This is a genomic window from Kitasatospora sp. NPDC003701, from assembly GCF_053587085.1.
This window is the reverse complement of sequence record NZ_JBSFNM010000013.1, coordinates 116,987-141,352: the sequence shown is the minus strand read 5'-3', so window position 1 is coordinate 141,352 and position 24,366 is coordinate 116,987. Positions and strand designations below refer to the sequence as shown.

At 75.5% G+C, this 24,366-nt stretch carries 17 protein-coding genes; 8 read left to right on the top strand and 9 right to left on the bottom strand.

Annotated elements, in window-relative coordinates; genetic code table 11:
* Positions 1 to 29: 29 nt before the first annotated feature.
* Positions 30 to 1,043 (top strand): L-tyrosine/L-tryptophan isonitrile synthase family protein, encoded by a 1,014-nt coding sequence (locus ACWDRR_RS15320; RefSeq protein ID WP_449772654.1) that lies wholly within the window; start codon positions 30 to 32, stop codon positions 1,041 to 1,043.
* Here the strand turns inward: ACWDRR_RS15320 and ACWDRR_RS15315 are convergent.
* Genes ACWDRR_RS15315 through ACWDRR_RS15305 form a run of 3 tightly spaced genes read right to left on the bottom strand, consistent with a single transcriptional unit; the run spans position 1,028 to position 4,017 of the window.
* Entirely contained in the window at positions 1,028 to 1,837 is an 810-nt protein-coding gene (locus tag ACWDRR_RS15315; RefSeq protein ID WP_449772653.1) for an ABC transporter ATP-binding protein, read from the bottom strand. The genes ACWDRR_RS15320 and ACWDRR_RS15315 overlap by 16 nt on opposite strands.
* Entirely contained in the window at positions 1,834 to 2,868 is a 1,035-nt protein-coding gene (locus tag ACWDRR_RS15310; RefSeq protein ID WP_449772652.1) for a FecCD family ABC transporter permease, read from the bottom strand. The genes ACWDRR_RS15315 and ACWDRR_RS15310 overlap by 4 nt, the downstream gene beginning before the upstream one ends.
* A 57-nt stretch (positions 2,869 to 2,925) precedes the next feature.
* Complete coding sequence (locus ACWDRR_RS15305; RefSeq protein WP_449772651.1) at positions 2,926 to 4,017, bottom strand: ABC transporter substrate-binding protein; 1,092 nt, start codon at positions 4,015 to 4,017, stop codon at positions 2,926 to 2,928.
* Positions 4,018 to 4,183: 166 nt separating this feature from the next.
* Between ACWDRR_RS15305 and ACWDRR_RS15300 the strand changes: the two genes are divergently transcribed.
* Together ACWDRR_RS15300 and ACWDRR_RS15295 are read left to right on the top strand one after the other, a co-directional pair.
* Positions 4,184 to 5,062: a helical backbone metal receptor gene (locus ACWDRR_RS15300; RefSeq protein ID WP_449772650.1), complete on the top strand. Its 879-nt coding sequence runs from the start codon at positions 4,184 to 4,186 to the stop codon at positions 5,060 to 5,062.
* Between the two features lie 160 nt (positions 5,063 to 5,222).
* A complete protein-coding gene (locus tag ACWDRR_RS15295) occupies positions 5,223 to 6,284 on the top strand; it encodes a lytic transglycosylase domain-containing protein (protein WP_449772649.1) in 1,062 nt (353 codons plus the stop codon).
* 66 nt (positions 6,285 to 6,350) lie between these two features.
* Here ACWDRR_RS15295 and ACWDRR_RS15290 read toward each other — a convergent pair whose 3' ends face one another.
* The 3 genes from ACWDRR_RS15290 to ACWDRR_RS15280 form a co-directional block, all read right to left on the bottom strand.
* Entirely contained in the window at positions 6,351 to 8,633 is a 2,283-nt protein-coding gene (locus ACWDRR_RS15290; RefSeq protein ID WP_449772648.1) for a hypothetical protein, read from the bottom strand.
* Between the two features lie 206 nt (positions 8,634 to 8,839).
* Positions 8,840 to 10,405 (bottom strand): lipase maturation factor family protein, encoded by a 1,566-nt coding sequence (locus tag ACWDRR_RS15285; RefSeq protein WP_449772647.1) that lies wholly within the window; start codon positions 10,403 to 10,405, stop codon positions 8,840 to 8,842.
* A 345-nt stretch (positions 10,406 to 10,750) separates the two neighbouring features.
* Positions 10,751 to 11,824, bottom strand: a complete 1,074-nt coding sequence (locus tag ACWDRR_RS15280) for a GAF domain-containing protein (RefSeq protein WP_449772646.1) — start codon at positions 11,822 to 11,824, stop codon at positions 10,751 to 10,753.
* A 409-nt stretch (positions 11,825 to 12,233) separates the two neighbouring features.
* Between ACWDRR_RS15280 and ACWDRR_RS15275 the strand changes: the two genes are divergently transcribed.
* From ACWDRR_RS15275 to ACWDRR_RS15255, 5 genes are all read left to right on the top strand, one after another.
* A complete protein-coding gene (locus tag ACWDRR_RS15275; RefSeq protein ID WP_449772700.1) occupies positions 12,234 to 13,508 on the top strand; it encodes an acyl-CoA dehydrogenase family protein in 1,275 nt (424 codons plus the stop codon).
* 419 nt (positions 13,509 to 13,927) lie between these two features.
* On the top strand, positions 13,928 to 16,117 hold the full coding sequence (locus ACWDRR_RS15270) for a sensor histidine kinase (RefSeq protein WP_449772645.1): 2,190 nt from the start codon (positions 13,928 to 13,930) through the stop codon (positions 16,115 to 16,117).
* A complete protein-coding gene (locus ACWDRR_RS15265) occupies positions 16,117 to 16,548 on the top strand; it encodes a roadblock/LC7 domain-containing protein (RefSeq protein ID WP_449772644.1) in 432 nt (143 codons plus the stop codon). Before ACWDRR_RS15270 ends, ACWDRR_RS15265 begins: the two co-directional genes overlap by 1 nt.
* On the top strand, positions 16,545 to 16,925 hold the full coding sequence (locus ACWDRR_RS15260; RefSeq protein ID WP_449772643.1) for a DUF742 domain-containing protein: 381 nt from the start codon (positions 16,545 to 16,547) through the stop codon (positions 16,923 to 16,925). Before ACWDRR_RS15265 ends, ACWDRR_RS15260 begins: the two co-directional genes overlap by 4 nt.
* An 87-nt stretch (positions 16,926 to 17,012) precedes the next feature.
* On the top strand, positions 17,013 to 17,585 hold the full coding sequence (locus ACWDRR_RS15255; RefSeq protein WP_449772642.1) for a GTP-binding protein: 573 nt from the start codon (positions 17,013 to 17,015) through the stop codon (positions 17,583 to 17,585).
* Between the two features lie 102 nt (positions 17,586 to 17,687).
* Here ACWDRR_RS15255 and ACWDRR_RS15250 read toward each other — a convergent pair whose 3' ends face one another.
* The 3 genes from ACWDRR_RS15250 to ACWDRR_RS15240 all read right to left on the bottom strand — a co-directional run bounded on the left by ACWDRR_RS15250 (position 17,688) and on the right by ACWDRR_RS15240 (position 24,365).
* A complete protein-coding gene (locus ACWDRR_RS15250) occupies positions 17,688 to 18,182 on the bottom strand; it encodes a MarR family winged helix-turn-helix transcriptional regulator (RefSeq protein ID WP_449772641.1) in 495 nt (164 codons plus the stop codon).
* A 211-nt stretch (positions 18,183 to 18,393) separates the two neighbouring features.
* Positions 18,394 to 20,391, bottom strand: a complete 1,998-nt coding sequence (locus ACWDRR_RS15245; RefSeq protein WP_449772640.1) for a hypothetical protein — start codon at positions 20,389 to 20,391, stop codon at positions 18,394 to 18,396.
* Positions 20,388 to 24,365, bottom strand: coding sequence for a vWA domain-containing protein (locus ACWDRR_RS15240; protein WP_449772639.1), 3,978 nt, complete (start codon positions 24,363 to 24,365; stop codon positions 20,388 to 20,390). The genes ACWDRR_RS15245 and ACWDRR_RS15240 overlap by 4 nt, the downstream gene beginning before the upstream one ends.
* Position 24,366: the final 1 nt, after the last annotated feature.

The following is a 24,366-nucleotide window of genomic DNA, read 5'->3' as shown; positions in this document are numbered from 1 at the left end:
CACACCGAACGTTTCCGTGGAGGACCACCATGCCGCCCGCCGGCGTCGCCACCGATTCCCCGACCGCCACCACTGCCCTGGCCGGCACCGCCCGCCCGGACGTCGTCCGGCGGCCGGACGCCCCCGACCGGCAGTCCGTGCCGCGGATCTGCGCCGCGATCCTGGACCTGCTGCTGCCGCACCGCCGCGCCTCCGACCCCGAGGTGAACGCCACGACCGCCGACTTCCCGCTCCAACTGGAGCAGTTGGCCGACTTCGTCGCCGCCGGCGACCCGATCGTGTTCACCCTGCCCGGCTTCCCCTGCAAGTCGCCCAACCCCGCCAAGGTGCTCAGCCACCTGCCCGACGAGGGCGAGCGGCTCTCGCTCACCTTCCTCGACCGGCTCTGCGAGGAGATCGGCAGGATCTACGAGCCCGGCGCGCAGATCCTCATCTGCTCCGACGGGCACATCTTCGGCGATCTGATCCACGTCCCCGACGAGCACATCGACCAGTACTCCGACGCGCTGACCGCGATGATCGCGCGCGAGGGGCTGAGCCACCTCGCCACCTTCGACCTGCGGGCCGTCCTCGGCGACCTGCCGTTCGACGAGAAGCGGGCCCGGGTGCACGCCAAGTACGCGCCCGGCAAGGAAGAGTTGCGCGAGCAGGTGCTGACCGACGAGGAGACCCTGCGCCTCTACCGCGGCATCACCCGGTTCCTCACCGAGGACACCGCCGACTTCGCCGGCACCAGGTCCGCCCTGCAGCGCGACTGCCGCCGGCGCGCGTACGGCGTCATCCAGCGCAGCCGCGCCTGGGGCGCCCTGATCGCCGAGCAGCACCCGCGGTCCTTCCGGTTCTCCATCCACCCGCAGCGGGTCGGCGCGGCGAAGTTCGGCATCCGGCTGCTGGAGGCCGCCGACGCCTGGATGACGCCGTGGCACTCCGCGGTGCTGCACCGACCGGACGGGCAGTGGGAGTTGCTACGCAGCGAGGAGGCCGGGAGGATCGGCCGCCTGGTGGAGCGCGACGGCCGCCCCAGCCACTACGAGACCTCCTGACGCTTCGGCAGCCCGGTCGCCGAGGCGGGCGTGCGGTGGTCGAACGCGATCAACGGGTCTCCCGTGAGCGGGTGTTCGACCACCGCCGCCCGCACGCCGAACACCTCGGCGAGCAGCTCGGCGGTCAGCACGTCGCGCGGCGCCCCGGACGCCACCAGGGCGCCGCGGTGCAGGACGTGCAGCCGGTCGCAGACCGAGGCCGCCGCGTTGAGGTCGTGCAGCGCGATCAGCGTGGTGCGGCGCTGCTCGCGCAGCAGCGCGAGCAGCTCGACCTGGTGCCGGACGTCCAGGTGGTTGGTCGGCTCGTCCAGCACCAGCACGTCCGGCTGCTGGGCCAGGGCCCGTGCCAGCAGCACCCGTTGGCGCTCGCCGCCGGAGAGCTGGGCGAACCGGCGGTCCGCCGAGTCCGCCATCTCGACCCGCTCCAGGGCGTCCGCGACCAGGCGGTGGTCCTCGGCGTCGTCCCCCGCGAAGGCCCGCTTGTACGGGGTGCGGCCCATCGCCACCACCTCGCGGACGGTCAGCTCGAAGTCCCCGCCGCGCTCCTGGGGCAGCGCGGCGATGTGCCGGGCGGACTGCGCGGCGGTCATCCCGGCCAGCTCCCGACCGGCCAGCAGCACCCGCCCGGCACTCGGCCGCAGATGCCGGTACACGGTGCGCAGCAGACTGGACTTGCCGCTGCCGTTCGGGCCGACCAGCCCGGCGATCTCGCCCTCCTTGGCGACCAGGTGGACACCGGCCACCACCGTCCGCCCGGACAGGGTGACGCTCAGGTCCTCTACCGCGATCCTCAATTCCGCTCCAGTCGTCGGTCCAGCAGGTAGAGCAGGGTGGGTGCGCCGATCACCGCGGTGACGACCCCGATCGGCAGCTCCTGGGTGTCCAGGGCGGTCCGGGCGACGGTGTCGACCACCACCAGCAGCACCGCCCCGGTGAGGGCGGACAGCGGCAGCAGCCGGCGGTGGTCGCCGCCGACCAGCAGCCGGCAGACGTGCGGCACCATCAGCCCCACGAAGCCGATCGCCCCCGAGACGGCGACCAGCACACCGGTCAGCACGCTGGTGACGACGAAGACCTCGCGGCGCAGCCGGGTGACGTCCACCCCGAGCCCGGCCGCCGTCTCGTCGCCCATCAGCAGCGCGTTCAGCCCCCGGGCGCGGGCCTGGAGCAGGGCCAGCCCGAGGGCCACAGCAGCGGCGGGGACGGCGAGTTGGCCCCAGACGGCGCCGCTGAGGCTGCCCATCAGCCAGAACAGCACACCCCTGGTCTGCTGTTCGTCACTGGTCTGCAGGACGAGGTAGCTGGTGAAGCCGGTGAGGAACTGCCCGATGCCGATGCCGGCCAGGACGAGGCGCAGCGGCGAGAACCCGCCGCCGCGCCGGGCCAGCAGCCAGACCAGGGAGAACGCGGCCAGGGCGCCGAGGAAGGCGGCCAGCGAGATGGTCAGCCCGATCGCGCTGCCGAAGGCGAGCTCCAGACCGAGCCCGCCGCCGAGGACGATCACCGCGACCGCGCCGAGCGAGGCCCCGGAGGAGATCCCGAGCAGATAGGGATCGGCGAGCGGGTTGCGGACCAGCGCCTGGACGGCGGTGCCGACCAGGCCGAGCCCGGCTCCGACCATCGCCGCCAGCAGGGCGCGCGGGACGCGCAGTTGCCAGACGATGAGGTCCCGGGTGCCGGGCTCGGGCACCCGGCCGGTCAGCCGGTGGGCGACCACCGACCAGACCTCGCCGGGCGGGATGTCCACCGACCCGAGCGAGACGGCGGCGGTCAGCGCGGCGACCAGCGCGAGGACCAGCACGACGGCCAGCGGCCCGGCGCGCAAGGTCCCCGTCCGGCTCCGCCTTCCGGTGGTGGCGGCGGTGGCGGCCGATGCCACGGCCTACTGGCCGTTCTTGACGAGCGTCGGGTGGACGGTGGCGGCGATCTGCCGGACGGTGTCGGCGTTGCGCACCCCGGCGATGGTGGTGACCTCGGAGCCGATCCGCAGGAAGCGCCCGTCCTGGACGGCCTTCAGGCCCTGCGTCGCGGGGAAGCCTCGCAGGAAGGCCTCGGCGTCGGCGAAGGCCTTGCGGTTCTCCTCCTCGCTGCCGCGGTTGCGCACGGCGAGCTGGATCCAGTCCGGGTTCTTGGCGACCACGTCCTCCCAGGAGACCGGCTTGAAGTCGGCGTCGCAGTCGGCGAACACGTTGCGCGCGCCCGCCAGGGTGATCACCGCGTTGGCGACCTGCCGGCCGCAGACCGACATGGGCTGCTTGGTGCCGGCGTCGAAGTCGAAGAAGAAGTAGCTCGGCCGCTGCTCGGCGGGAACGGCGGCGACCGCCGTGCGGACCTCGCCGATCTGCCGCTCCATCCCGGCGACCAGTTCCTCGGCCCTGGCCGCCGTGCCGGTCACCGCGCCGAGCCGGCGGATGTCGTTCTCCACCTCGGCGAGGTCGGTGCGCGGCGCCTTGGCGGCCTTCGGCGTACCGGCGCAGGCGGTGGAGAGCAGCATGACGTGCTGGATGCCCGCGGCCGCGAACTCCTCCTCGCTCGGCCCGGCACCCGCTGCGCCCATCATCGGCATCGCGCCGAAGGTGTCCACGTAGAGGTCGGCGCCCGAGCCGAGCAGCTTCTCCTTGGCGATCACCTTGTCGCCCAGCACCGGCACCTTCGCACCCTGCTCGGCCAGCGCCGCCGGCAGGCTGCCCTTGCCCGGCGGGAACCCGGTGCCGACGACCCGGTCGCCCGCGCCGAGCTGGAGCAGCATCTCCAGGCTCGCGGCGTTGCTGGTGACGATGCGCTTCGGGGCCTGCTTGACGGTGGTCTCCCGGCCCTGGCAGTCCGCCACCTGCACGGGGAACCCGGCGGCGGTGGCCTGCCCGGCGCCACCGGTCCGGTCGGCTCCGGCGCTGCTCCCCCCACCGCCGCTCCCGCAGGCCGTGGCGAACAGGGCGATGGCGGCCGCGATGCCGCAGAACACGCGAGGGCGCATGGAACTCTCCTGGTCAATGGTCGTGCTCGGGCTCCGTCCTGGGAGCCCGGACCAGGTAGTCGGCCGCCGCGCCCACCCGGTTCCCGCGACTTTCCGCCGCCGGGCCGGTGCGCCCGGCTGGGATCCGGACCGGCAGGACCGGCCGGACAGGACCTAGGGTTGCCGGATGACCTCCCACGCCGCCCGCCCGTCCGACCAGCCGTCAGGAGCGCCCGCCGGGAGGGCGGCGCGGTCGGGCCGGCCGTCCGTCGGCGCGGCCGACCGGGTGGACGACCTCGGGCTGCGGGTGCCGCCCGGGCCCGGCCCGGTCCGGCGGGTCGTCTCGCTGGTGCCCTCGCTGACCGAGGCCGTCGCCGCCACCGCTCCCGGTCTGCTGGTGGGCGCCACCGACTGGTGCAGCCACCCCGCCGAGCTGGCCGTGACCAGGATCGGCGGCACCAAGAACCCCGACGTCCAGCGGATCACTGCCCTCGCTCCGGACCTCGTCATCGCCAACGACGAGGAGAACCGCCGCCCCGACCTCGACGCGCTGCGCGCCGCCGGCCTGCCCGTCTGGGTCACCGACATCCGCACCCTGGACCAGGCGTTCGACTCCCTCCACCGGCTGCTCACCACCGCCTGCGGGCTCCCCCGCCCGGCCTGGCTGGACGCCGCCGAGGCCGCCTGGGCGGGCCTCCCTCCCCGGCCGGCGCCCTTGCGCGCCGTCGTCCCGATCTGGCGCCGGCCCTGGATGGTGCTCGGCCGCGACACCTTCGCCGGCGATCTGCTCCGCCGCCTCGGCGTCCGGGTGCTCCAGGCCGACCACCCCGACCGCTACCCCGCCATCCCGCTGCCGGAACTCCGCGCCTGCGAGCCCGAGTTGGTCGTCCTCCCGGACGAGCCGTACCGGTTCGCCGCGGACGACGGCCCCGAGGCGTTCCCGGGCGTCCCGGCGGCCCTGGTGAGCGGGCGCCATCTGACCTGGTACGGACCGTCGTTGGTGCAGGCGCCCCGGGTGCTGGCGGCGCAGCTGGCCCGGGCCCGGCCGGGAGCGGCGTCGGGCTGAGCGCGGACCGCCGGCGGCGGCCCCGAACGGATGCCGGACACCGCCGCTTCGTACCGGCCCCGTCCTCGGGGCCAGGCGTCAGTACGGTGATCGCACCATCGTAGGATGACCGCTTCGCGCCGGGTCGGCCGGCGCATCAGGGGGGCGACATCCCATGAAGGTGCGTGCTTCACGGCAGGCGCTGGTGCTGGTGTCCGCGGCCGCCGTGTCCACGGCGCTGCTGACCGGCTGCGGCAGCAAGAAGGCGGACGACCGCGCGGGCGGCACTCCGGTCCCGGTGGTCGCCGCCGCCGCGGAGGCCTCCCCCTCGGGGACGCCGACGGTCGACACCTCCGCCTCGCCGACGCCGAGCACCTCGACCGGCACGAGCGCCCCGCCGAGCCCCGGCGCCTCGCCGACTTCCAGCGCCTCGCCGAGCGCGACGGCGGGCAAGTCGGGCAGGCCGAGCCCGACCGCGTCGCAGAGCACCGCCAAGCCGACCACCGCCAAGCCCGCGGACCCGGCCCCCAAGGCCGCCACGACGCCCCCGGCGGCCCCGGCCCCGGCAGCCGTCGTCGCGGCCCCCGCGCCGACCGCGAAGCCCGGACCGGTCGCACCTCCGCCACCGCCCGCGCCCGCCACCCCGCACGTCCCGCCGCTGCAGAGCGGCTGCACCCCGACCAAGCCCCAGCCCGACGAGCCGAAGGAGGCCGTCGCGGCGGCGCTCACCTCGGCCGCCGGCCAGTCCCGCACGCTGTTCCTCAGCAGCGGCGGCACGGACAGGCTTCCGGCGCTGCCGGTCAACCTGGTCAAGGCGATCGCCTGGCAGGAGAGCGGCTGGCAGTCCGGCATCCTCGCCTGCGACGGCGGCATCGGCACCATGCAGATCATGCCCGCCACGGTCAGCTGGATGAACAGCAAGTTCGGCACGACCTCCGACCCCAGGACGCTGGCCGGCAACGTCCAGCTCGGCACCCAGCTGCTCGACTGGCTGGTCGCCTACTACGGCGACTCCTCGTTCGGCGGGAAGTACGACCTCTCCCCCGACCCGGCCACCGGCCGGACGCCGCTGCTCGACCTGGTGATCGCCGCCTACAACGCCGGCGCGGGCAACGTGCACTACAACACCGTCACCGACCCCGTCACGGGCGAGACCGGCGGGAGCCTGGCCATCCCGAACCCGGGCTACGTCGCCAACGTCAAGGCACTGATGGCCGGCGCCCCCTGGAACAAGGCCGGCTGAACACGGCGAAGGGCCCGGTGGAGGCGGTCGAACCGCCTCCACCGGGCCCTTCGGTGGTGCGGTGGGTCAGCCGCGCGCGGCCGTCACGGCGGCGCCCAGCGCCTCCTTGATGCGCGGACCGAGCCGGCCGAAGCCCAGCTCCTTCATCGCCGCCCGCAGCAGCTCCTCGTCGCTGCGCTCGACCCCGTCACCGTCCAGCCAACGGACGACGGCGAGCAGTTCGTCGGCCGAGTAGGCGGTCACCGGGCGGCCCGGCGTGAAGTCGGGCTTCCCGGGCCGACCGGCGGGGACGGGCTCGGCGACCTCGGCGACGGGCTCGGCAGCCTCGGGCTCGGGCTCGACGACAGGCTGGGGCTCAGTGACCTCGGCGGCCTCGACGACCGGCTCCGATGCGGCCGCTTCGACCTCGACGGCCTCGGCGACCGGCTCCTCGGCCACGGGCTCCTCGACCACCGGCGCGGACTCCGCCTCAGCGGCCGCCTCCGGCTCGACGGCCTCGGGCGCGACCTCGGCGACCGGCTCGGGCTCGGACTCGACGACCGCCTCCGGCTCAGTCACCTCGACGACCTCGACCGGGGCATCCACCACGGCCTCGGGCGACTCGACCTCGGCGACGACCTCGGCCTCGACGGCCGGCTCCTCGACCACGGTGACCTCGACCACCGGCGCGGACTCCGCCTCAGCGGCCGCCTCCGGCTCGACGACCTCGGGCGCGACCTCCTCGACCACCGGCGCCTCGGCGACATCCGGCACGGACTCGGCGACCGGCTCGGCGACCTCGGACTCGACCGCTTCGGTCTCGGCCACCGGAGCAACCTCGGCAACCGGCTCGGGCTCAGTGACCTCGACCTCGACGACCTCGACCGGGGCATCCACCACGGCTTCGGCCGACTCGGCCTCGGCGACGACCTCGGCCTCGACGGCCTCCGGCTCGGCCTCGACCTCGACCTCGGCGGCCGGCTCCTCGACCTCGACCTGCGCCGGAACGACCGGAACGACATCCACCAGGTCGTCGGCAGCGGGAGACGGCGCCGGGAGCGAGACGACGAGCGGCCGGGCCTCGGCAGCAGGCTCCTCGGCCGGGAGCTCGTCGGCCTTGACCTCGGTCGCGGCCTCCGCCTCGGCCTCCGGCTCCGTCACCGCATCGGCGGCCGCCGCGTCAACGCCCTCGGTCTTGCTCTCGGCGACCGGCTCGACCTCGGTCTCGGTCTCGGTCTCGGTCTCGACCGCAGACTCAGTCGCGATCTCGGCCTCGATCTCGGTCCCGGTCTCGGTCCCGGTCTCGACGGCCGCCTCTTCGACGGCCGTCTCCTCGGCCACAGCCTCAGCAGCGGGCGCCTCCTCGGCGGCCGTCTCCTCGGCGGGCGCCTCTTCCGTCGTCGCCAGCCCGTCGCGCTGGCCCCCGGCCAGGGCCTGGCGGGCGCCGTAGGCGGCCTCGGCGGCGCGGCGGTCGGCGCGGGCGGTGGCGAGCTCGGCGAGCAGGTCGGCGAGGCCGGCCTCCTCGAGGGAGGTCCGCAGGGAGCGGATGGTGGGGAGGCGGTAGAGCGTGCCCTCGTCCGCCGCCAGGCGCTCGACCAGGTCGATGAGCTCGGGGAACGGCAGCGCCTCCAGGTCGTGCTCGGGCAGCAGCCGGGCGAGGTCGCGCAGGCCGGTGCCGATCGCCTCGAAGGCGGCCGCGGTCCGCTCCGCCAGCGGGCCGTCGGCGGGCGGGACGGGCAGGGCGCCCGAGGGGGCGAGGACGGCCCAGGCCCGGCGTTCGATCTTGGCCGAGGCGAGCGCCTCGTGGAGCTCCTCGGGACGGGCCTTGCGGCCCCCGGCGACCAGTGCGGCGGCCTGCTTGCGCAGCCCGCGAGCGCGCAGGAACGACAGCTTGACGCCGTTCTCCCGGCGCCAGGCCCGGTCGGCCGTGGCGGCGGCGAGCGCGTCCAGGTCGGCGTCGTACGCGGCGCCGATCAGGGTGGCGGAGGTCTGGTGGACGCGCTGGAGGGTCTCGGCGAACAGTGCCGCGACGGCGACGCTGCCGGGCACCTCGATCTTGGCGTCGGCGGCGAGGGTGGTGACGGCCTCCCAGGTCTGCTGGAGGTCGCTGCCGCGGAGTTCGGCGAGGGCGGTGGAGGCGGCGCGGGCGTCCTCGGGGGTGGCGACCGTGTCGACGGCGGCGTACCACGCGTGGGTTCCGGCGGTGAGGGTGAAGGCACCGAGTTCGGCGTAGCGGCCGAGCTCGTCCCGGAGGCCGGTCTCCGCCGTGGCCGCCTGGCCGCGGTTCTGCTCCGGGTCCGTGGCGTCCTTGGCGTCTGCGGCGGCCTTGGCGTCTGCGGCGTCGGCGTTGCGCGAGTGAAGCACTGTCATGTTTGGTCCGGTTCTGGGCGACTGCGGCGGGGCGGGCGGCGAGGGGGAGGCGGACCGGGTGCGCACGGAGGCCCCGGCGGGAGGGGCTGGGGGCGCGCGGTCGGGCTGCCGGTTGTGGAGGCCAAGAATACGGGTGCCCGTTCGAGCCTTGCACGCACCCACCGCCCGACGGCCCGGTGTGGCGTGCCACACCGCCCGCCCGGCCGCTACTCGGGAGGGCCGGGCGGGTGGTGCGGCGCGGGGCCGGGCGGGTGACCGGGTCGGCGCCGCAGCCCGTCCAGGGGTACCGAACGGCTCCGCCGGCCGAGCGGCGGCCGGTAACCGGAACGAGTGAGGGTGTCAAGGCTGACCGGCGCGAGGTACTCGTGCAGCGCGGTCCGGTGCCACCACGCGCCGGTGGCCCGCAGTTCGCGCCAGTCGGTGAAGCGGTAGCGGTGGAGCGTCGCCCGGACGTGGGTCGGCGGGGCGTCCGGGAAGGGGTTGTGGCGCAGCAGCCGCAGCGTGACCGGGTCGTTCGCCAGCAACCGGGCGACGAACGGCAGGAACCAGGGCCGGGCGTACGCGGGCGAGATGGCGGCGAACCACATCATCCAGTCCAGCCGCAGATGGTAGGGGGCGTACTGGCGCGGAAGGCGGCGCACGTCGCCGGGTTTGCCCTTGAACCCGTACTCGTGCCAGACGGTCTGCCGGGTGACGGTGGGCTCGTCGGTGCCCTCGATCACCACCTCGTGGCGGATCCGGTTGACGCTGCCGAAGGCGCCGTAGGTGTTGACCAGGTGGAGCCGGTTGAAGGATCGGTTCATCACCTGTTCACGGGAGACCATGTTCCGGACCGGCCAGTAACTGAGCCCGGCGACGGCGACGGTCAGCGCCGTCACCACGCCTTCGAACCAGCCGGGCGTGCCGTCGTAGGCCCGCGGGTGGACGGGCAGGCCGAGCCGGGCCGGGTCGACGGCGGCGAGGGCGAGGGTGATGGTGAGCCAGTTCAGCCAGGCGAAGTTGCCGGAGGCGACCAGCCAGAGCTGGGTCAGCACGACCACGGCGGCGGCGTAGGTGGCGACCGGCTGCGGGAGGAAGAGGCCGACCGGCACCACGAGCTGGGTGACGTGGTTGGCGGCGGCCTCGACCCGGTGCAGCGGCGCGGGCAGGTGGTGGAAGAACCAGCTGAGCGGTCCGGGCATCGGCTGGGTCTCGTGGTGGTAGCGCAGACAGGTCAGGTCGCGCCAGCAGCGGTCGCCGCGCAGTTTGATCAGCCCGGCGCCGAACTCGACCCGGAAGACCAGCCAGCGCATCAGCCAGAGCACCGGGAGCGGCGGGGCGACGTCCTCGTTGCCCAGGAAGGCGGCGAGGAAGCCGGCCTCCAGCAGCAGGGACTCCCAGCCGAAGGAGTACCAGGTCTGGCCGACGTTGACGATCGACAGGTAGAACACCCAGAGCACCGCCCACAGCAGCATCGACGCCCAGAGCGGGACGGCGTCGCCGAGGCCGGCGGCCAGGGCGGCGGAGAGCACGGCGCCGGTCCCGGCCACGGCGGCGAAGAAGCGGTCGCTGTAGTGGAGGTGGAAGAGGCTCGGCGCCCGGCGGAACGGCACCCGTGCGGTGAGGCTGGGGACCGGCAGCATGCCCTCGGCGCCGATCAGGGCCCGGAACTGGGCGGCGGCGGCCACGAATCCGGTCAGGTAGACGGCGGCCAGCAGCCGTTGCACGAGGACCCGGCTCAGCCCGTACTCCGGTGCGGCGAACCAGCCGGCGAACCACTCCATGCGGCCCATGCCTACCACCGGCGGCCGTCGCGCGGCGCCCGTCCCGGGTGCGGGGGCGGCCGGTTCACCCGCGCGGCGGCCGGGCGGGGGGCAGCGGGTGGCAGCGCGTTGCGGCGAGAGCCGGGGCGAGAGCCGGGGCGACGGCTGCGGGCGGCTCCCGGAGGGCACCGTGGCGGGGAGCCTCTCCTCGGGGGTGAGAGGCGCCCCACCACGGTGGCGGGGTCGGTGGACGTGGCGTCGGTCCCGGCCGGGCCGGGCCGGCGGCGGAGGCGGTGCGTACAGCAGCCGAAGAGGTCGTGGTCGTGGCGATGGCCGTGTTCGTGGCGGTGGGGGACGGGAGGGTGGGTACGGGGATCAGCCGGGGAGGACCAGTCCGGTCTCCCCGGCGCCGAGGCCATGGCGGCCGGTGGTGGCACCGCTCTGCTGGAGCCGGTCGACCAGCAGCGCGGCCAGCGTGCCCAGCTCCTCCTCGGTGCGGGACTGCGCGGTGACGTCCATGCCGACGACGAGGACACCGCTCACCTGGCCGGTGCGCGCGGCCCGCTGCGGGGTGCAGGTGAAGCTGAAGATCTGGTGGATCCGCTGGGCGTCCGGCCGGGTGGACTGGAAACGGACGTCGTTCAGGACGGTGGCCCGACCGGTGTGGTAGGCCTCGGCGACCACCTGCTGCAGCCCGGCCGCGGCGAGCTGCGGGTAGCCCTGGCCGATCGGGCCGTACGCCACCGCCGCGCCGAAGACCTCGGCGTGCCGGGGGTTGACGTAGCGGATCTCCTGGTCGGGACCATGGGTGAGCATGATCGGGAACGGCGAGCCGTCGAAGGCCGCGAACATCTCCTGCTGCTGGGCGACCAGGTGGTCGCGCAACCGGATCTCGGAGAGCAGTGCCTCGGCGAGGTGCTGGATGTCGCGCAGCCGCTCGCGGCCCCACTGGCGGGGTTCACGGTCGAGGACGCAGACGGTGCCGATGACGGTGTTGGTGTCGTCGACCAGCGGGGCGCCGAGGTAGGCGCGCACCCCCAGCTCGTCGACGACCGGGTTCCCGGAGAACCGGGGGTAGGCGAGGATGTCGTCGAGCGCCAGCGGGGAGCGCTGGGCGACCACGTGCGGGCAGAAGCCGTGGCTCAGCGGCATCTCCCGGGTGGGGAGATCGAAGGCGATGCCCCGGTCGGCCCAGGAGGGCCCGATCTCGCCCGGGGCCTCGACGGAGTTTGGCGGAATGAAGAGCCCCCGGAACATCTGCCGCTCGTCGTTGATGAAGTTGACCATCGCGATGGGGGCGCGGGTGATGCTGGCGGCCAGGTGAGCGAAGCGGTCGAAGGCCTCGTCCACGGTGGGTTCGTTGAGACCCAGGCTGCGCAGCCTGCGGGTCCGCTCGGACTCACCGGCGGCACCCGGGAACTGGCCTTGAGTGCTCATCACATCAGTCATGGCGCACATGTAATCAGACGTCCGGCGCGATCCGCGCTCCCGGCCCACTCGGGTTCTGTTGCTGATGGACAGTCAAACCTGCACGTGGACGACCGTTCGGCCGGGTGGCAAACGGGGGAATGATCAATCCCCCGTTCCGGAGCCTTTCAATCCTGCCCCGTTCCCGGGCGATCCGTTCGCGCCAATCCAAGATCGACTCTGGAGAGGTCCGGATCGCCATACGACAATGAGCCCTGCCGAAAATGCGGACGGTGTCCGTCAGGATCCCGCCTCGCACTTCCGCGCGCACCGGCTGCATCGGGGCAACCGGCCGCCACCTCATCATTCCCCCACCCTTGGGCGGCCGGAGCGGATCGGCTGCACGGACGGAGGCACGACCACCCCGGAATCGAGAGGACCCAGCATGGCGATGGACTACTTCACCGACGAACGACACGAGAGCCTCCGCGCGGAGGTGCGTGAGTTCGCGGAGAAGGAAGTGCGCCCGCAGGTGGCCAGAATGGAGGCCGACCGCACGGTCGAGGTCGAGCTGTCCCGCGAGATCGCCCACCGCGGCTGGATCGGCGCCACCATCCCGCGGGCGTTCGGCGGGCTCGGGCTCGGGCACCTCGCGAAGACGGTCATCATCGAGGAACTGGCCCGGGTCAGCGGCGCGATGGGCGCGATGGCGCAGGCCTCCCAGCTCGGTGTCGCCAAGGTCATCCACTTCGGATCCGACACCCAACGCCGGTACTGGCTACCCCGGTTCGCCTCCGGCGAGGTGCTGCCGACGATCGCCGTCACCGAGCCGGACTCGGGCGGCCATGTGCTCGGCATGACCGGCACCGCACGACGCGAGGGCGACGAGTACGTGCTCGACGGCCGCAAGTGGTTCGTCGGCAACTCCCACATCGCCGACGTGCACGGGGTGGTGCTGCGCACCGGCGAGGGCAGCAGGGGCCTGTCCGCCTTCCTGGTCGAGGGCGACCGCCCGGGCTTTCGCACCGGCAGCCTCGGCTCGCAGAGCGGGCTGCACGGCTTCAGCTTCGGCGAGATCATCTTCGAGGGCTGCCGCGTCCCGGCCGCCAACCGGGTGGGCGAGGAGAGCCAGGGCCTGGACGTCGCCTACTCCTCCTCGACCCTCTACGGCCGGCTGAACCTGGCCGCCGTCGCACTCGGCATCCACACGGCGATCGTGGAGGACACCGTGCGGTTCGCCGAGGGGCGGACGCTGTACGGCAAGCCGCTCTCCCAACTGCCCAACATCGCTCTCAAGTTGGGCGAGATGCAGTCCCGGCTGATGACCGCCAAGCTGGCCGCGTACCACGCCTCGCACCAGCTGGACCACGGTCGGCCCTGCGACGCCGAGCTGATGAACGCCAAGCTGATCAACACCGAGTACGCACTGGACTCCGCACGGAACGCGATGGAGATCCACGCCGCCCGGGGCCTGCAGGCCGAGTTCCACATCGAGCGCTACCTGCGGGACGCCACCCACATCTACCCGCCGGCCGGCACCTCGGACGTCCAGCGGCTGCGGCTCGGCCAGGTGGCCTCGGGCACCTACGGCAAGCAGTGGTCGGCCGAGCTGTCCGACCTCACCAGCTGGGCCTGGACCGAACTCGCCCAGCGGGAGGCCCGACTGGAGGCCGACGCCGCGCGCGCGGCCGGTGCCGCCCTGCTGCACATGCCCCTGGCGGGCTGAACCACCGCTCGGAAGGACCGAGCCGCCCGGTACCGGCCCACGCCCGGCGCCGGCGCTCCTCGGACTTCCCGTACTTGACCTGTTCCTGACGGCTTTCCGGAGGCCTCCCCTCAGGCTCCCGGGAAGCCGCCGACGGCCGGGGCCACCCACCTGACCAGCGGTGATCCACCGCCCGACGGTCGGCCGACCGGCCAGAAACCGTGTCACCATCCGCTTACATATCGTCAGTTGATATTGCGATAGGGCCTCCTGGGGCTGATAGCGTGCCTGCAGTCGGCGGCCGTGCTGCACCCGCTCGGACGGTGACACCACGTCACCTCGTCCGTGCCCCCTCCGGGCACCGCCGGCCGTGGCGCTCCGAGTCCCCGGTCGGACCGCACACGGGTGGACCCGCCGTTGGCCCTGCACCAAGGAATCAGATGCCAGGCATACCGGCCCCGCGCACGGGCCACCGCGCCGGCCGGTCCGGCTCGCTCCGCCGCTCTCTCCTCGCTCTCGTGCTGGTCCCCTGCCTCGGCCTCGCCGCCACCTGGGGCTACGCCGCCTACCTGCTGCGCGGCTCCGGGCACCGGATCGCCCTGGTCGCCGTCAGCGCGGCGGTCGCCGTCGTCCTGCTCTGGAGCCTGGCCCGCGGAGTCCGGCTGGCCCGGACGGTGTCCGCCCGGCTCCTCGGCCTGCGGGTCGACACCCTCTCGCTCGCCCAGCACGAGATCCCCCAGGTGGTCGGCCGGCTCAGGGCCGGCGAGTCCGTCCCGCCGCCGCCCGCCTGGACCCCCTCCCGACGCCTCGGTGACGAACTCCAGCAGACCGCCGAGGGCCTCGCCGCCGTCCGCACCGCCTCGCTCACCGCCATCGTGCACCAGGCCCAGGGCCGCGAGGGAACGAAGAAGGTCTTCCTCAACATCGCCCGCCGCACCCAGATCCTGCTCCACCGGCAGATCAGCATGCTGGACGCGCTGGAGCGCGAGCACGAGGATCCCGAGCTGCTGCGCGAGCTGTTCGCCGTCGACCACCTCGCGACCCGGATGCGGCGCAACGCCGAGAACCTGGTCATCCTCGGCGGCGCACTGCCCGCCCGGCGCTGGCGCAATGCGGTACCGATCGTCAACGTGCTGCGCAGCGCCGTCTCGGAGACGGAGAACTACTCCCGGGTGGTCGTCCAGGGGGTCCCGCGCACCTCGCTCGGCGGGCAGGCCGTCGCCGACGTCATCCACCTGATCGCCGAACTGATCGAGAACGGCACCACGTTCTCGCCGCCCTACACCAAGGTGCAGGTCTCCGCGCAGGAGGTCCCCAGGGGTCTGGCCGTCGAGGTCGAGGACCGCGGCCTCGGGATGGGCACGGAGGAGTACGAGCGGCTCAACGCGTACCTGGCGAACCCGCCCGAGCTGGACGTCTCCGCGCTCGGCGACGACCTGCGGCTCGGACTCTTCGTGGTGGCCAGGCTGGCCACCCGGCACCGCATCCAGGTCACGCTGCGGTCCTCCCCCTACGGCGGGACGCGGGCCGTGGTGCTGGTGCCGTCGGCGCTGCTGGAGCAGGCGGAGCAGGCGCCGTCCGTGGCCGGCCTGCCGTCCGGCGCCCGGGTGACCCGGACGCCGGTGGCGGAGGTGGCGGCGGTGGCGGCGGAGACGGACCGGCTCGACCGACCCCTGGACGGCGGGGACGGCGGACCGGACGGGGACGGCGGGGACGGCGGGGAGTCCTCGGGTGCGCTCACCGGGGTCCTCGGCGGGCCGACCGACGCCGTGTCGGACCCGGCTCCGTCGGCGGCGTCTGCGGCTTCGTCGACGGCGGCCGCCGCGGTGCCCGGGGTGGTCGATGCCCGGTCGGCGCCGGCCGGTACGGGAGGTGCAGCCGGTGCGGCCGGTACGGGACGCGGCGTCGGGGAGAACGACGGCTGGGCGGACCTCGGGGAACGGCCGCCCCCGTACTGGGCGGGCGGGGACCGGGGTGACGACGGCCCGGCCGCCTGCGGCCCGCCGGTCGGCTCGCCGATCCCCGGACTGCCCGACGCGGTGGTGGTCCCCCGGTCCGCCCTGCCCCGGCGGTACGACAGCCCGGCGGACGAGCCCGCGACCGGGTTCGCGGGCGATGGTGTTCCGGGCGATGGTGTTCCGGGCGGCGGTGTTCCGGGCGACGGTGCCGTCCTCGGGGGCGGTGCCCTCCTCGGGGGCACACCCGGAGGCCGACGGTCCGACGGGGCCCCGTCCGGGGGCCCGCGGGGCGAGGTGTGGGGCAGCGGGATGGAGAGCCACCCGGCCGACCCCGGAACGCCCGCCCACGAGCGCGTCGAGGACGTCCGGTCGGGCCACGGCCCGGACGGTGGGCCGCGCACCCCGCGCGTCCTCCCGCAGCGGGTGCGCAACGCCAGTCTCGCCGAACAGTTGCGGGCCGCACACGCGCCCGCCGCCATGATGCCGCAGGTGTCCGGCTCGGCGGCCGCTGCGGCCGGAGGCCCCTCGACCGCCGAGGACCAGGCGGCGGAGCGCTCCCGCACCACGATGGCCGCCATCCAGCGCGCCACCCGGACCGCCCGCGCGGCCGACCCCGACCCGGACGCCCCGGCCACCCCTCCCGCAACCCCCGCAACCAAGGAACAGCAGTGATGACGCAGCACCCCGACGCTCAGCGCGACCTCAACTGGCTGCTGGACCAGCTGGTGGCGCGGGTCCCGGAGACCCGGCACGCCGTCGTCCTCTCCGAGGACGGCCTGCTGCTCGGCCTCTCCCGGGGCCTGGAGCGGGCCGACGCCGAGCACCTCTCCGCCGTCGCCTCCGGACTGCAGAGCCTCGCCCGAGGCGCCGGGCACCGCTTCAACGGCGGGCGGGTCCGGCAGACGGTGATCGAGATGGACCAGCTGTTCCTCTTCGTGGCCAACGCCGGCCAGGGCGCCCGGCTCGCCGTGCTGACCAGCGAGCTGGTCGACGCGGGGCTGATGGCCTACGAGATCAACATGCTGGTCAAGCAGGTCGGCCAGTACCTTTCCGCGGCGCCGCGCGGCGATGCCGGCCAGGTCGACGCGGGCGGCGGTGCGTGACCGCCGGCGCCGAGGAGGTCTGGTTCTTCGACAAGGAGGCCGGCCATCTGGTCCGCCCCTACGCCATCACCAACGGTCGCACCGGCCCGGTCCGTGACGGTTTCGCACTGATCACCCTGGTGGTCACGGCCGACCCGCGCACGGACACCACCCGGCTCCCGCCCGAGCCGGCCGCGATCATCGACCTCTGCCGGGAACGCCCGCTGGCCGTCGCCGAGATCGCGGCCGGCCTGGACCTGCCGGTGAGCGTCGTCAAGGTGCTGCTGGACGATCTGTCGCAGGCCCGGCTGATCCTCACCCGGTCGCCCGTCCAGCTCGCCGAAGCACCGGACGTCGCACTGATCCAGGCCGTGATCGAGGGCGTCCGCCGGCTCTGACCGGTCGGCCCGCCCGCGCACCACCGGGCCCCACCCGGACCCACCGCCTCGCACGAGCGCTTCCAGTTCCCCTCCAGGAGACCCGAATTGACGATCAAGACTCTGGTGCCGGGCGCGGTCAAGATCCTCGTCGCCGGCGGCTTCGGCGTCGGTAAGACGACCATGGTCGGCTCGGTGAGCGAGATCGAGCCGCTGCAGACCGAGGAACGGATGACCCGCGCCAGCATCGGGGTCGACAGCCTCGACGGCGTCCGGGACAAGGCCGCCACCACCGTCGCGATGGACTTCGGCCGGATCACCGTCCGCGAGGACCTGGTGCTCTATCTCTTCGGCACGCCCGGCCAGTTCCGGTTCTGGTTCATGTGGGACGACCTGGCGCTGGGCGCACTCGGCGCGATCGTGCTGGCCGACACCCGGCGGCTCGAAGCCAGCTTCGCCGCCGTGGACTTCTTCGAGCAGCGCGGGATCCCGTTCGCCGTCGGCGTCAACTGCTTCCACGGGCGGCGCGACTGCACCCCCGAGGACGTCCGCCGGGCCCTTGACCTCGATCCCGCCGTCCCGGTCGTCCTCTGCGACGTCCGGGAGCGGAGCTCCAGCAAGGAGCTGCTGCTCGTGCTGCTCGACCGCGTCCACCGGGAGGCCCTCGCCGGTCGACGGTGAGGGCCGGGACGGTGGCCGGGCGGGCCCGGGCCTGCCGGGTGGCCTGGGCCCGGACGGTGGCCTGGGCCCGCACGGTGGCCGGGGCCGGGGAAGCGGCCGGGGTCAGACGGCGGCCGGAACCGTGGCGGCGACCGGGGTGGCCGGGGCCGCCGGAGTGAGCTTGAGCTCCTCCAGGGCCCGGACCAGCGGCGCCAGCTCCGGCGTCCCGGTGGCCTTCGCCAGCGTCGCCTCCAGGGTGGCGTCGTGCACCGGTCGGGCGGCCTGGAGCAGTTGGCGGCCCTGCGGGGTCAGCTCCGTGTAGATGCCGCGCCGGTCGTCCACGCAGAGGAAACGGCTGAGCAGGCCGCGGTCCTCCAGGCGCGTCACCAGGCGGGTGGTCGCGCTGCTGCTGAGGGCCGCCGCCCGGGCCAGCTGCTGCATCCGCATGTGCCAGCCGTCCTGCCGCGAGAGTGCGTCCAGCACGGTGTACTCGACCACCGAGAGCTGGTGCTCGCTCTGGAGCGCCTTCTCCAGCGCGGCGTCGATCAGACCGTGCAGAGCGGCGAGCGTACGCCAGCCGGAGGCACGGATCTCGGCGGCATCGTCGTGGATACCCATGGCTCGCCCTTCTCTTCTCTGTCCCGGCCCGGACCCCGGCCCGAGCTCGTGTGCGAACTCGGGCTCGGCCCCGGACCGGACCCCGTGACCGGTCGGCAGACCGGTCGGTCGCTTGTCCGGCCCTGGTCGGCGGTGTTACGACCGGTCGAACGTTTTCCCGTCCCTCCAGTATGCCATTCGACGCGTTTTACCTGCCTGTGCAAATACTTTCTTATGACCCAGCCTTGACCTGATCCCGCCGTTGCCAGCCACCCGCGCAGAGCGCCGAGGCCAGCTCCTCTCCGTAGCAGGCCGCCGCCAGCCACGCGGTGGTGAACGCGGCGTGGTCGTCCGCCACGACCCGGCCGAACACGTCCCGGGGGTGGTTCGCCGCCGCCGTCCCGAGCGCCTCCAGCAGGGCGGCCCCGGTGGTCAGGCCGGCCGCACGCAGCTCCGCCCGGCCGGTGTCCACCCGGCCCGCGCCGAGTGCGAGCCCCTGCCGCCCTCCGGTCACCGCCTGCTCGACCCGGCGGGCCAGCAGGTGGACCGGAGCAGCGGGCCCGTCCTGGCCGGCCTGGGCACCCGCGGCCTCCGGGGTGTCCGGGAGGGCCAGGCCTGCCGGGGTGCCCGGGTGGGCCTCGGCGTCCGGGACGGCCGGACCGGTGGCGGTGGCGAGGGTGAGATCGGCGGTCTGCAACCGCTCCAGGCCCAGGTTGACCCGCGCCGCCCGGTCGGCGGGCAGGGCGAGCGCCGGCTCCCCCGGCTCCGGTCCGGTGGGCGGTGCGCCCACCGCGAGCAGCCGCAGCTCCGGGCGCTCGGCCCGCTCCAGCCGGCCGATCACCCGCAGCCGCAGGCCCGGCGCGGTGGCGAGCAGCGCCAGGTTCCCCCGGTAGGCCAGCCCGGGGTGCTCGTGTGCCGTGCGCAGGGCGACCACCAGCCCCGCGCAGTCGGCGAGCAGCTGCGGCGCTCCGACCGGCCCGTACGGGGCGGCACCGAGCAGTGTGACGTCCAGGAACAGCAGGTCGCTCCCGGCCGGCCGGGTCTCGTACGACAGCGCCGCCGCAGCCAGGGCCCGCGCCACCTGGGCGGCCGGGGGCTCCGCCCAGAGCCCGGCGACCGGCTCCGCCGTCCACGCCGCGCCGGAGGCCCGGACCGCCCGGACCGAGCCACCCGCGCCGAGCCGGCCGGTGGCGGACCGCGTCGCTCCCTGGACGGCCAGCCCGGCCCGGGTGAACTCGCGATGGCTGAGCAGCGCGTCACCCAGCCGGACCGCCCGGTTCCCGGCCCCGACCGCCTGCGGGGCGGCGGTCGTCGGGTCGGCGTGCGGCATGACCTCCGCGACGGTGCTCAGCCGGCCGGTGGCGTCCACCGCCCAGGTGAGCACACCGGCATGGGTGGCGGTCAGGACCGGTTCGGCGAACAGCCCGTACAGCCGCAGCCCGCCCGCCTCGCGGTAGGCCTGTCGGGCGGTGCCCCGCAGCGCGGCGAGGTCACCGCGCCCGGCGGTCAGCCCCGTGGTCAGGTCGAGCAGCTCGCGCAGGCCGGCGACCAGGGCGGCGAGCCGGTGGTCCGGCTCGCCCGAGCGGGCCGCACGGACCTGGGTCACCACCGCGACCGCCGCCGCGGCCGGCCGGTGGAGCCCGGCGAGCCGGGCCCGGTGGGCGGCGCGCAGCAGCTCCGCCTGGAGCACGGCGCCGGCGCCGCCCACCCCCGCCGCCAGGGCGGCCGCCGCGGCGCGGTGCAGGTGGCGGGCGGCGGCCAGCTCGCCCGGAGTGAGCGGGCCGCCGGAGCCGGCCTCGGGGGCGGTGTCCGGGGCGGTGCCGGGGTCGGCGTCCGGGCCCGCGGCGGTACCCGTCTCGGGTGTGCCGTCACCCGGTACCGGGACCGGGTCCGCCGCCGGCTCCGGTTCGGTGTCCGCATCGGCGAGCCGGCAGACCGTGACCGCCGCCGCCCGGTGCACGCAGGCCGGCGCCAGCAGGCAGCCGCAGCGGACGTCGGCCTGGCTCCGGACCACCCCGCCCGGCGCGTGCAGAACGAGCGCCGTCTCCTCGTCCACCTCGATCCGCCAGTCGTCGCCGGACCGCTGCACCGGGCGCTCCGCCAGCTTGGCGGCCGCGCCGTCCAGCCGCTTCTGCAGGCGGGCCGACAGGCCCGCCACCACCTCGGCGACCACCTCCGGCCGGACGGCCGGCCAGGCCACGCCGGCCGGTGCGCTCTGCTGCTCTGTCATCGGACCTTCTCCCCCACCCAGCGGGCCAGTTCGAGCGGGCTCAGCGCCGCCACGGGCATCCCGGCCGCGACCAGTTGGCCCGCGACCGCCTTCGAGTAACGCGCCGTCCCGGTGTCGTCCAGCGCGGCGCAGCCGAGCAGGTGGCAGCCGGAGTCGACCAGCGCGCGGGTCTGCGTCAGCAGCCCGCCGATCGGGCCGCCCTCCTCGAAGTCGCTGATCACCGCGACCAGCGTCCGGGAAGGCACCGTCACCAGCTCCCGGGCGTACTTCAGCCCGGTGGCGATGTGGGTGCCACCGCCGATCCGGACCTCCAGGAGCAGGCCCAGCGGATCCTCCACCCGCTCGGTCAGATCGACGACCTCGGTGGAGAAGGCGACGAAGTGGGTGCTCAGCGACGGCACCCCGGCCAGGATCGAGGCGGTCAGCGCCGCCCAGACCGTGGACGACTCCATCGACCCGGAGACGTCCACCACCAGGATCAGCCGCCAGTCGGCCGCCTGACGGGCCCTGGTCCGGAAGACCGGACGCTCGGGGACGATCACCGTCCCGGTGCCCGGCTCCCCCGGGGCGGCCGGGCGGGCGGTGGCGAGATTGGCCCGGATCGTCCGGTCGAGGTCCAGCCCGCCGCCGGGCCGCCGGCTCGGGCGCGGCACGCTGATTCCGGTGAGCGCCGGGCGGAGCCTGGTCGCCAGCTCCCGGGTGAGCTCGTCCACCAGACGGCGCACCAGCGGGCGCAGCCCGGCGATCCGCGCCTCGGGCAGGCCGCCGGCGTGCTCCAGCACGGTGCGGAGCAGGTCGACGGACGGGCGGACGGCGCCCGGGTCGATCGCGTCCAGCGCGTCCGTCCGGCCCTGGGCCACGGCGGCGGCGAGCACCTCCTCGCGGACGCCCGGGCCGAACAGCGCGGTCAGCTCCTCGGACCACTCGCGCACGCCCGGGTAGGGCGCCTCGCGGCCGCCCCGGTTGCCGCCCGCTCCGCCCCGGCCGTCCAGGCCGGGGCCGGAGCCCTCGCCGTGCCCGGTGCCGTACAGCTCGTCGAGCGCGGTGGCGAACCGGGCGCCCCGCCCGGCGAAGCCGCCGTTGCCCGGCCGGCCGAGCAGCAGCCGCCAGCGTTCGGCGGGTGCGAGCGCGTGCGTCACGGGGTCGGGCTCGGCGGGAGCGGGGTCGGGGTCTGCGGGAACGGGGTCGGCGGGAGCGGCGACCTGCTCCGGTACGGCCGTCGGTCCGGGCGGCCCGGCGACCGGCCCGGCGACCGGCCCGGCGATTGGCCCGGCGAATGGCCCGGCGAGCGGCTCCGGGAGCAGGCCGCGCCGGTCCAGGGCGGCGCGGGCGGCGAGGTCCGCGCGGGCCCAGTCGGCGAGCAGCGCGGGCGCGACGGTGTCCGGCAGGGCGTGCAGGCGACTGCCGAGGCGTTCCTCGACCAGGGTCAGCAGCCGGTCGCGGGCGGCCGGCGCCAGGGTGTCGAAGCCGCCGCGCAGCGCGGGCAGCCGGTCCAGGAAGGCGGTGTCGGGCAGGGCGGTGACCCGCTCCAGCACCGGTTCGAGCACCTCGGGGGCGGTGGCGAAGAGCCCCTCGGCCGCCGTCAGCAGGCCGACCAGCGAACGGCCGAGGGCATGCCGGGTGCCGGCGTCGGTGGCCCCGTCGACCCAGGAGGCCGCACGGCCGCCGAACGCCGTCGAGCCGTCCTGCCCGAGCAGCACCCGTACCGCCCCGGCCGCTCCCCGGACCAACGGGCTCCCGCCGTCGGCGAGTTCGGTCAGTGTGTGGCCGAGGCGCACGCCGCCGGACAGGTCGGCCCGGCGGGCCAGCTCGACCAGGGCCCGGGCGTCGGCGGGGTCGTCCGAACCGGCCAGCCCCTCCAGTTGGCGCACCGCCGCCTCGGTCAGCGACTCGCCCGCCGCCGCGAGCGCGGCGAGCCACCCTGCGGGCTGCCCGCCCGGCCCGTGCTCCCCGGTGACCGTCGACGGGCCCGCGGACAGGGCCGCGAGAACCTCGCCGCCGCCGGACAGGGCGGGATCCGACGGACCGTCCGCCCGTTCCGCGCTCCCGCCGGCCGCCTCGGGCCGACGGGCCCCGGGCGCCAGGCCGGGGATGTGGCCGGCGGCGAGGCGGTCCAACAGGGCCAGGGCGTCCAGGAGTTCGGGGAGCGTGCCGGCCTGCGGGAGGACGGCGGTGAGCTGGGCGAGGCGGGTGTCGGCGAGCGCGGGCAGACCGCAGGCGGCCGCGTCGGCAAGGCCCTGGAGCACCTGGCGGGCGGTCGGGCCGTCGGCCTGCTGCTCGCGGCGCAGCCGCTCCCGCAACGCGCCCTCGGCCGCCTGGACCGGGGTGACGCCCCGGGTGCCGGCGATCGTCAGCAGGGCGGCGACGGTCGGGGTCCACTGCACCCGCCACCGGGTGCCGAGCGTCTCGGTGCCGCCCGCACCGACACCCGCCACCGGTTCGCCGTAGGGGACGCCGCAGACGGCGAGGCGGTGCAGGAGCAGGTCGCGGCGGCGGTCGAGGGCCGAACGCAGCGGATCCAGCCGGAGTTCGCGCGCGGTGGCCTCGGCGGTGTCGCCCGGCCCGGGGAGGCCGAGTTCGGCGAGTGCCGTCTCGACGGCGGGCGCGAGGCCGCTGCGCGGGGCGCCGGGCGCGGCCCGGCCCGTCCGGGTGCCGACCAGGACCCGCTCCAGCGCGCGGGCGACGGCCCGGCCCCGGCCGAGCGGCTCCCCCTGGGCGAGGACCGTCTGCACGGCCTCGACCAGCTCGCCCCGGCCCGGGGCGGCCAGCCCGCGCAACCGGGCGAGGTCTCCGGCGAGCCGGACGATCTCGCGGGCGTCGGCCGGGCCGGAGGGGTGGTCCTGGGTGCGCAGCGCCTGGCAGATGCGCACCGCGGTACCGGTCAGCGCGTCGGCCAGCCGGTCCGGGTCGCCGCCCGCGTCGAGCACCGTGTGCTGCCACTCCGGGTCGCGGATGCCCGCCGGGTAGCCGGAGCGGGCGTCGAGCAGCGGGTAGGTGTAGGGGATCAGCGAGACGACGTGGCCGCCGTCCACCGCCGCGTCCCCGTCCCCGTCGCTCGCCCCGGCGTCAGGGCCGAGGCCGGCCTCGGCCACGTCGTCCAGCAGCGCGGGCGCGTGGAACGCCCCGACGACGGCGGCGACCCGGCGCCCCCCGGCCGCGGCGGCCCGGATGCGCGAGCGCATCCAGGCCTCGCGCCGCAGGTCGTACGGGTCGACGCCGTCGGCCCCCGCCGCGTCGCGGCGCATCGCCCAGCCGACCAGCAGGGCGGCGCGGCGGACGGCCTCCGGGGTGGAGCCGGGGGCGGCGGTCTCGACCAGGCGGTCCCAGAGGTCCTCGTCGTCGTCCCGCCCGGTGAGCCGGTGGCGCAGGGCGTCGGCGACGCCGGGGCGGCCGCCCGACGCCGGGTGCCCGGCCGGGCGGCGGGCCTCGGCCCGCCGGGCGAGCGGCAGGTCGCAGGCGAGGGCGGGCACGCCGTTGCGGCGGGCCCAGCGCAGCGCGGCCAGCTCCGGGGAGAAGTCGGCGAACGGGTAGAAGGCCAGCCCGGCGGCCCCCTCGCCCGCACCGCCGTCGCCCGCACCGCCCCCGGACTCGCCGGGGGCTGCGGCGAGGGCGACCGGCGCCTCGGTGGACTCGTCGGCCAACCAGCCCAGCCAGGGCTGGAACTCGGTCGGCAGCTCGACCAGCACCACCTCGGGCCGGGCCGCGTCGAGCAGCGCGGGCACCACCGCGCTGAGCGACGGCGCATGGTGCCGCACCCCGATCAGGTACGGCCCGGGCCGGTCGGCCCCGGAGGCGGCCAGCCGAGCCGCCTCCGCCTCGACCACCCCACGCGGGTCGCCGTGGTCGCCGTGGTCGCCGGGCGTACCGGTGGAGCCGGGCCCCCCGAGTCCGTCCGCTCCCCCGGCGGCAGACCCGCCGGACTCCGCCCCGCCCGGCGTCGGATCGCCGGGCGTCACCGCGCTGCTCCTCGTCATC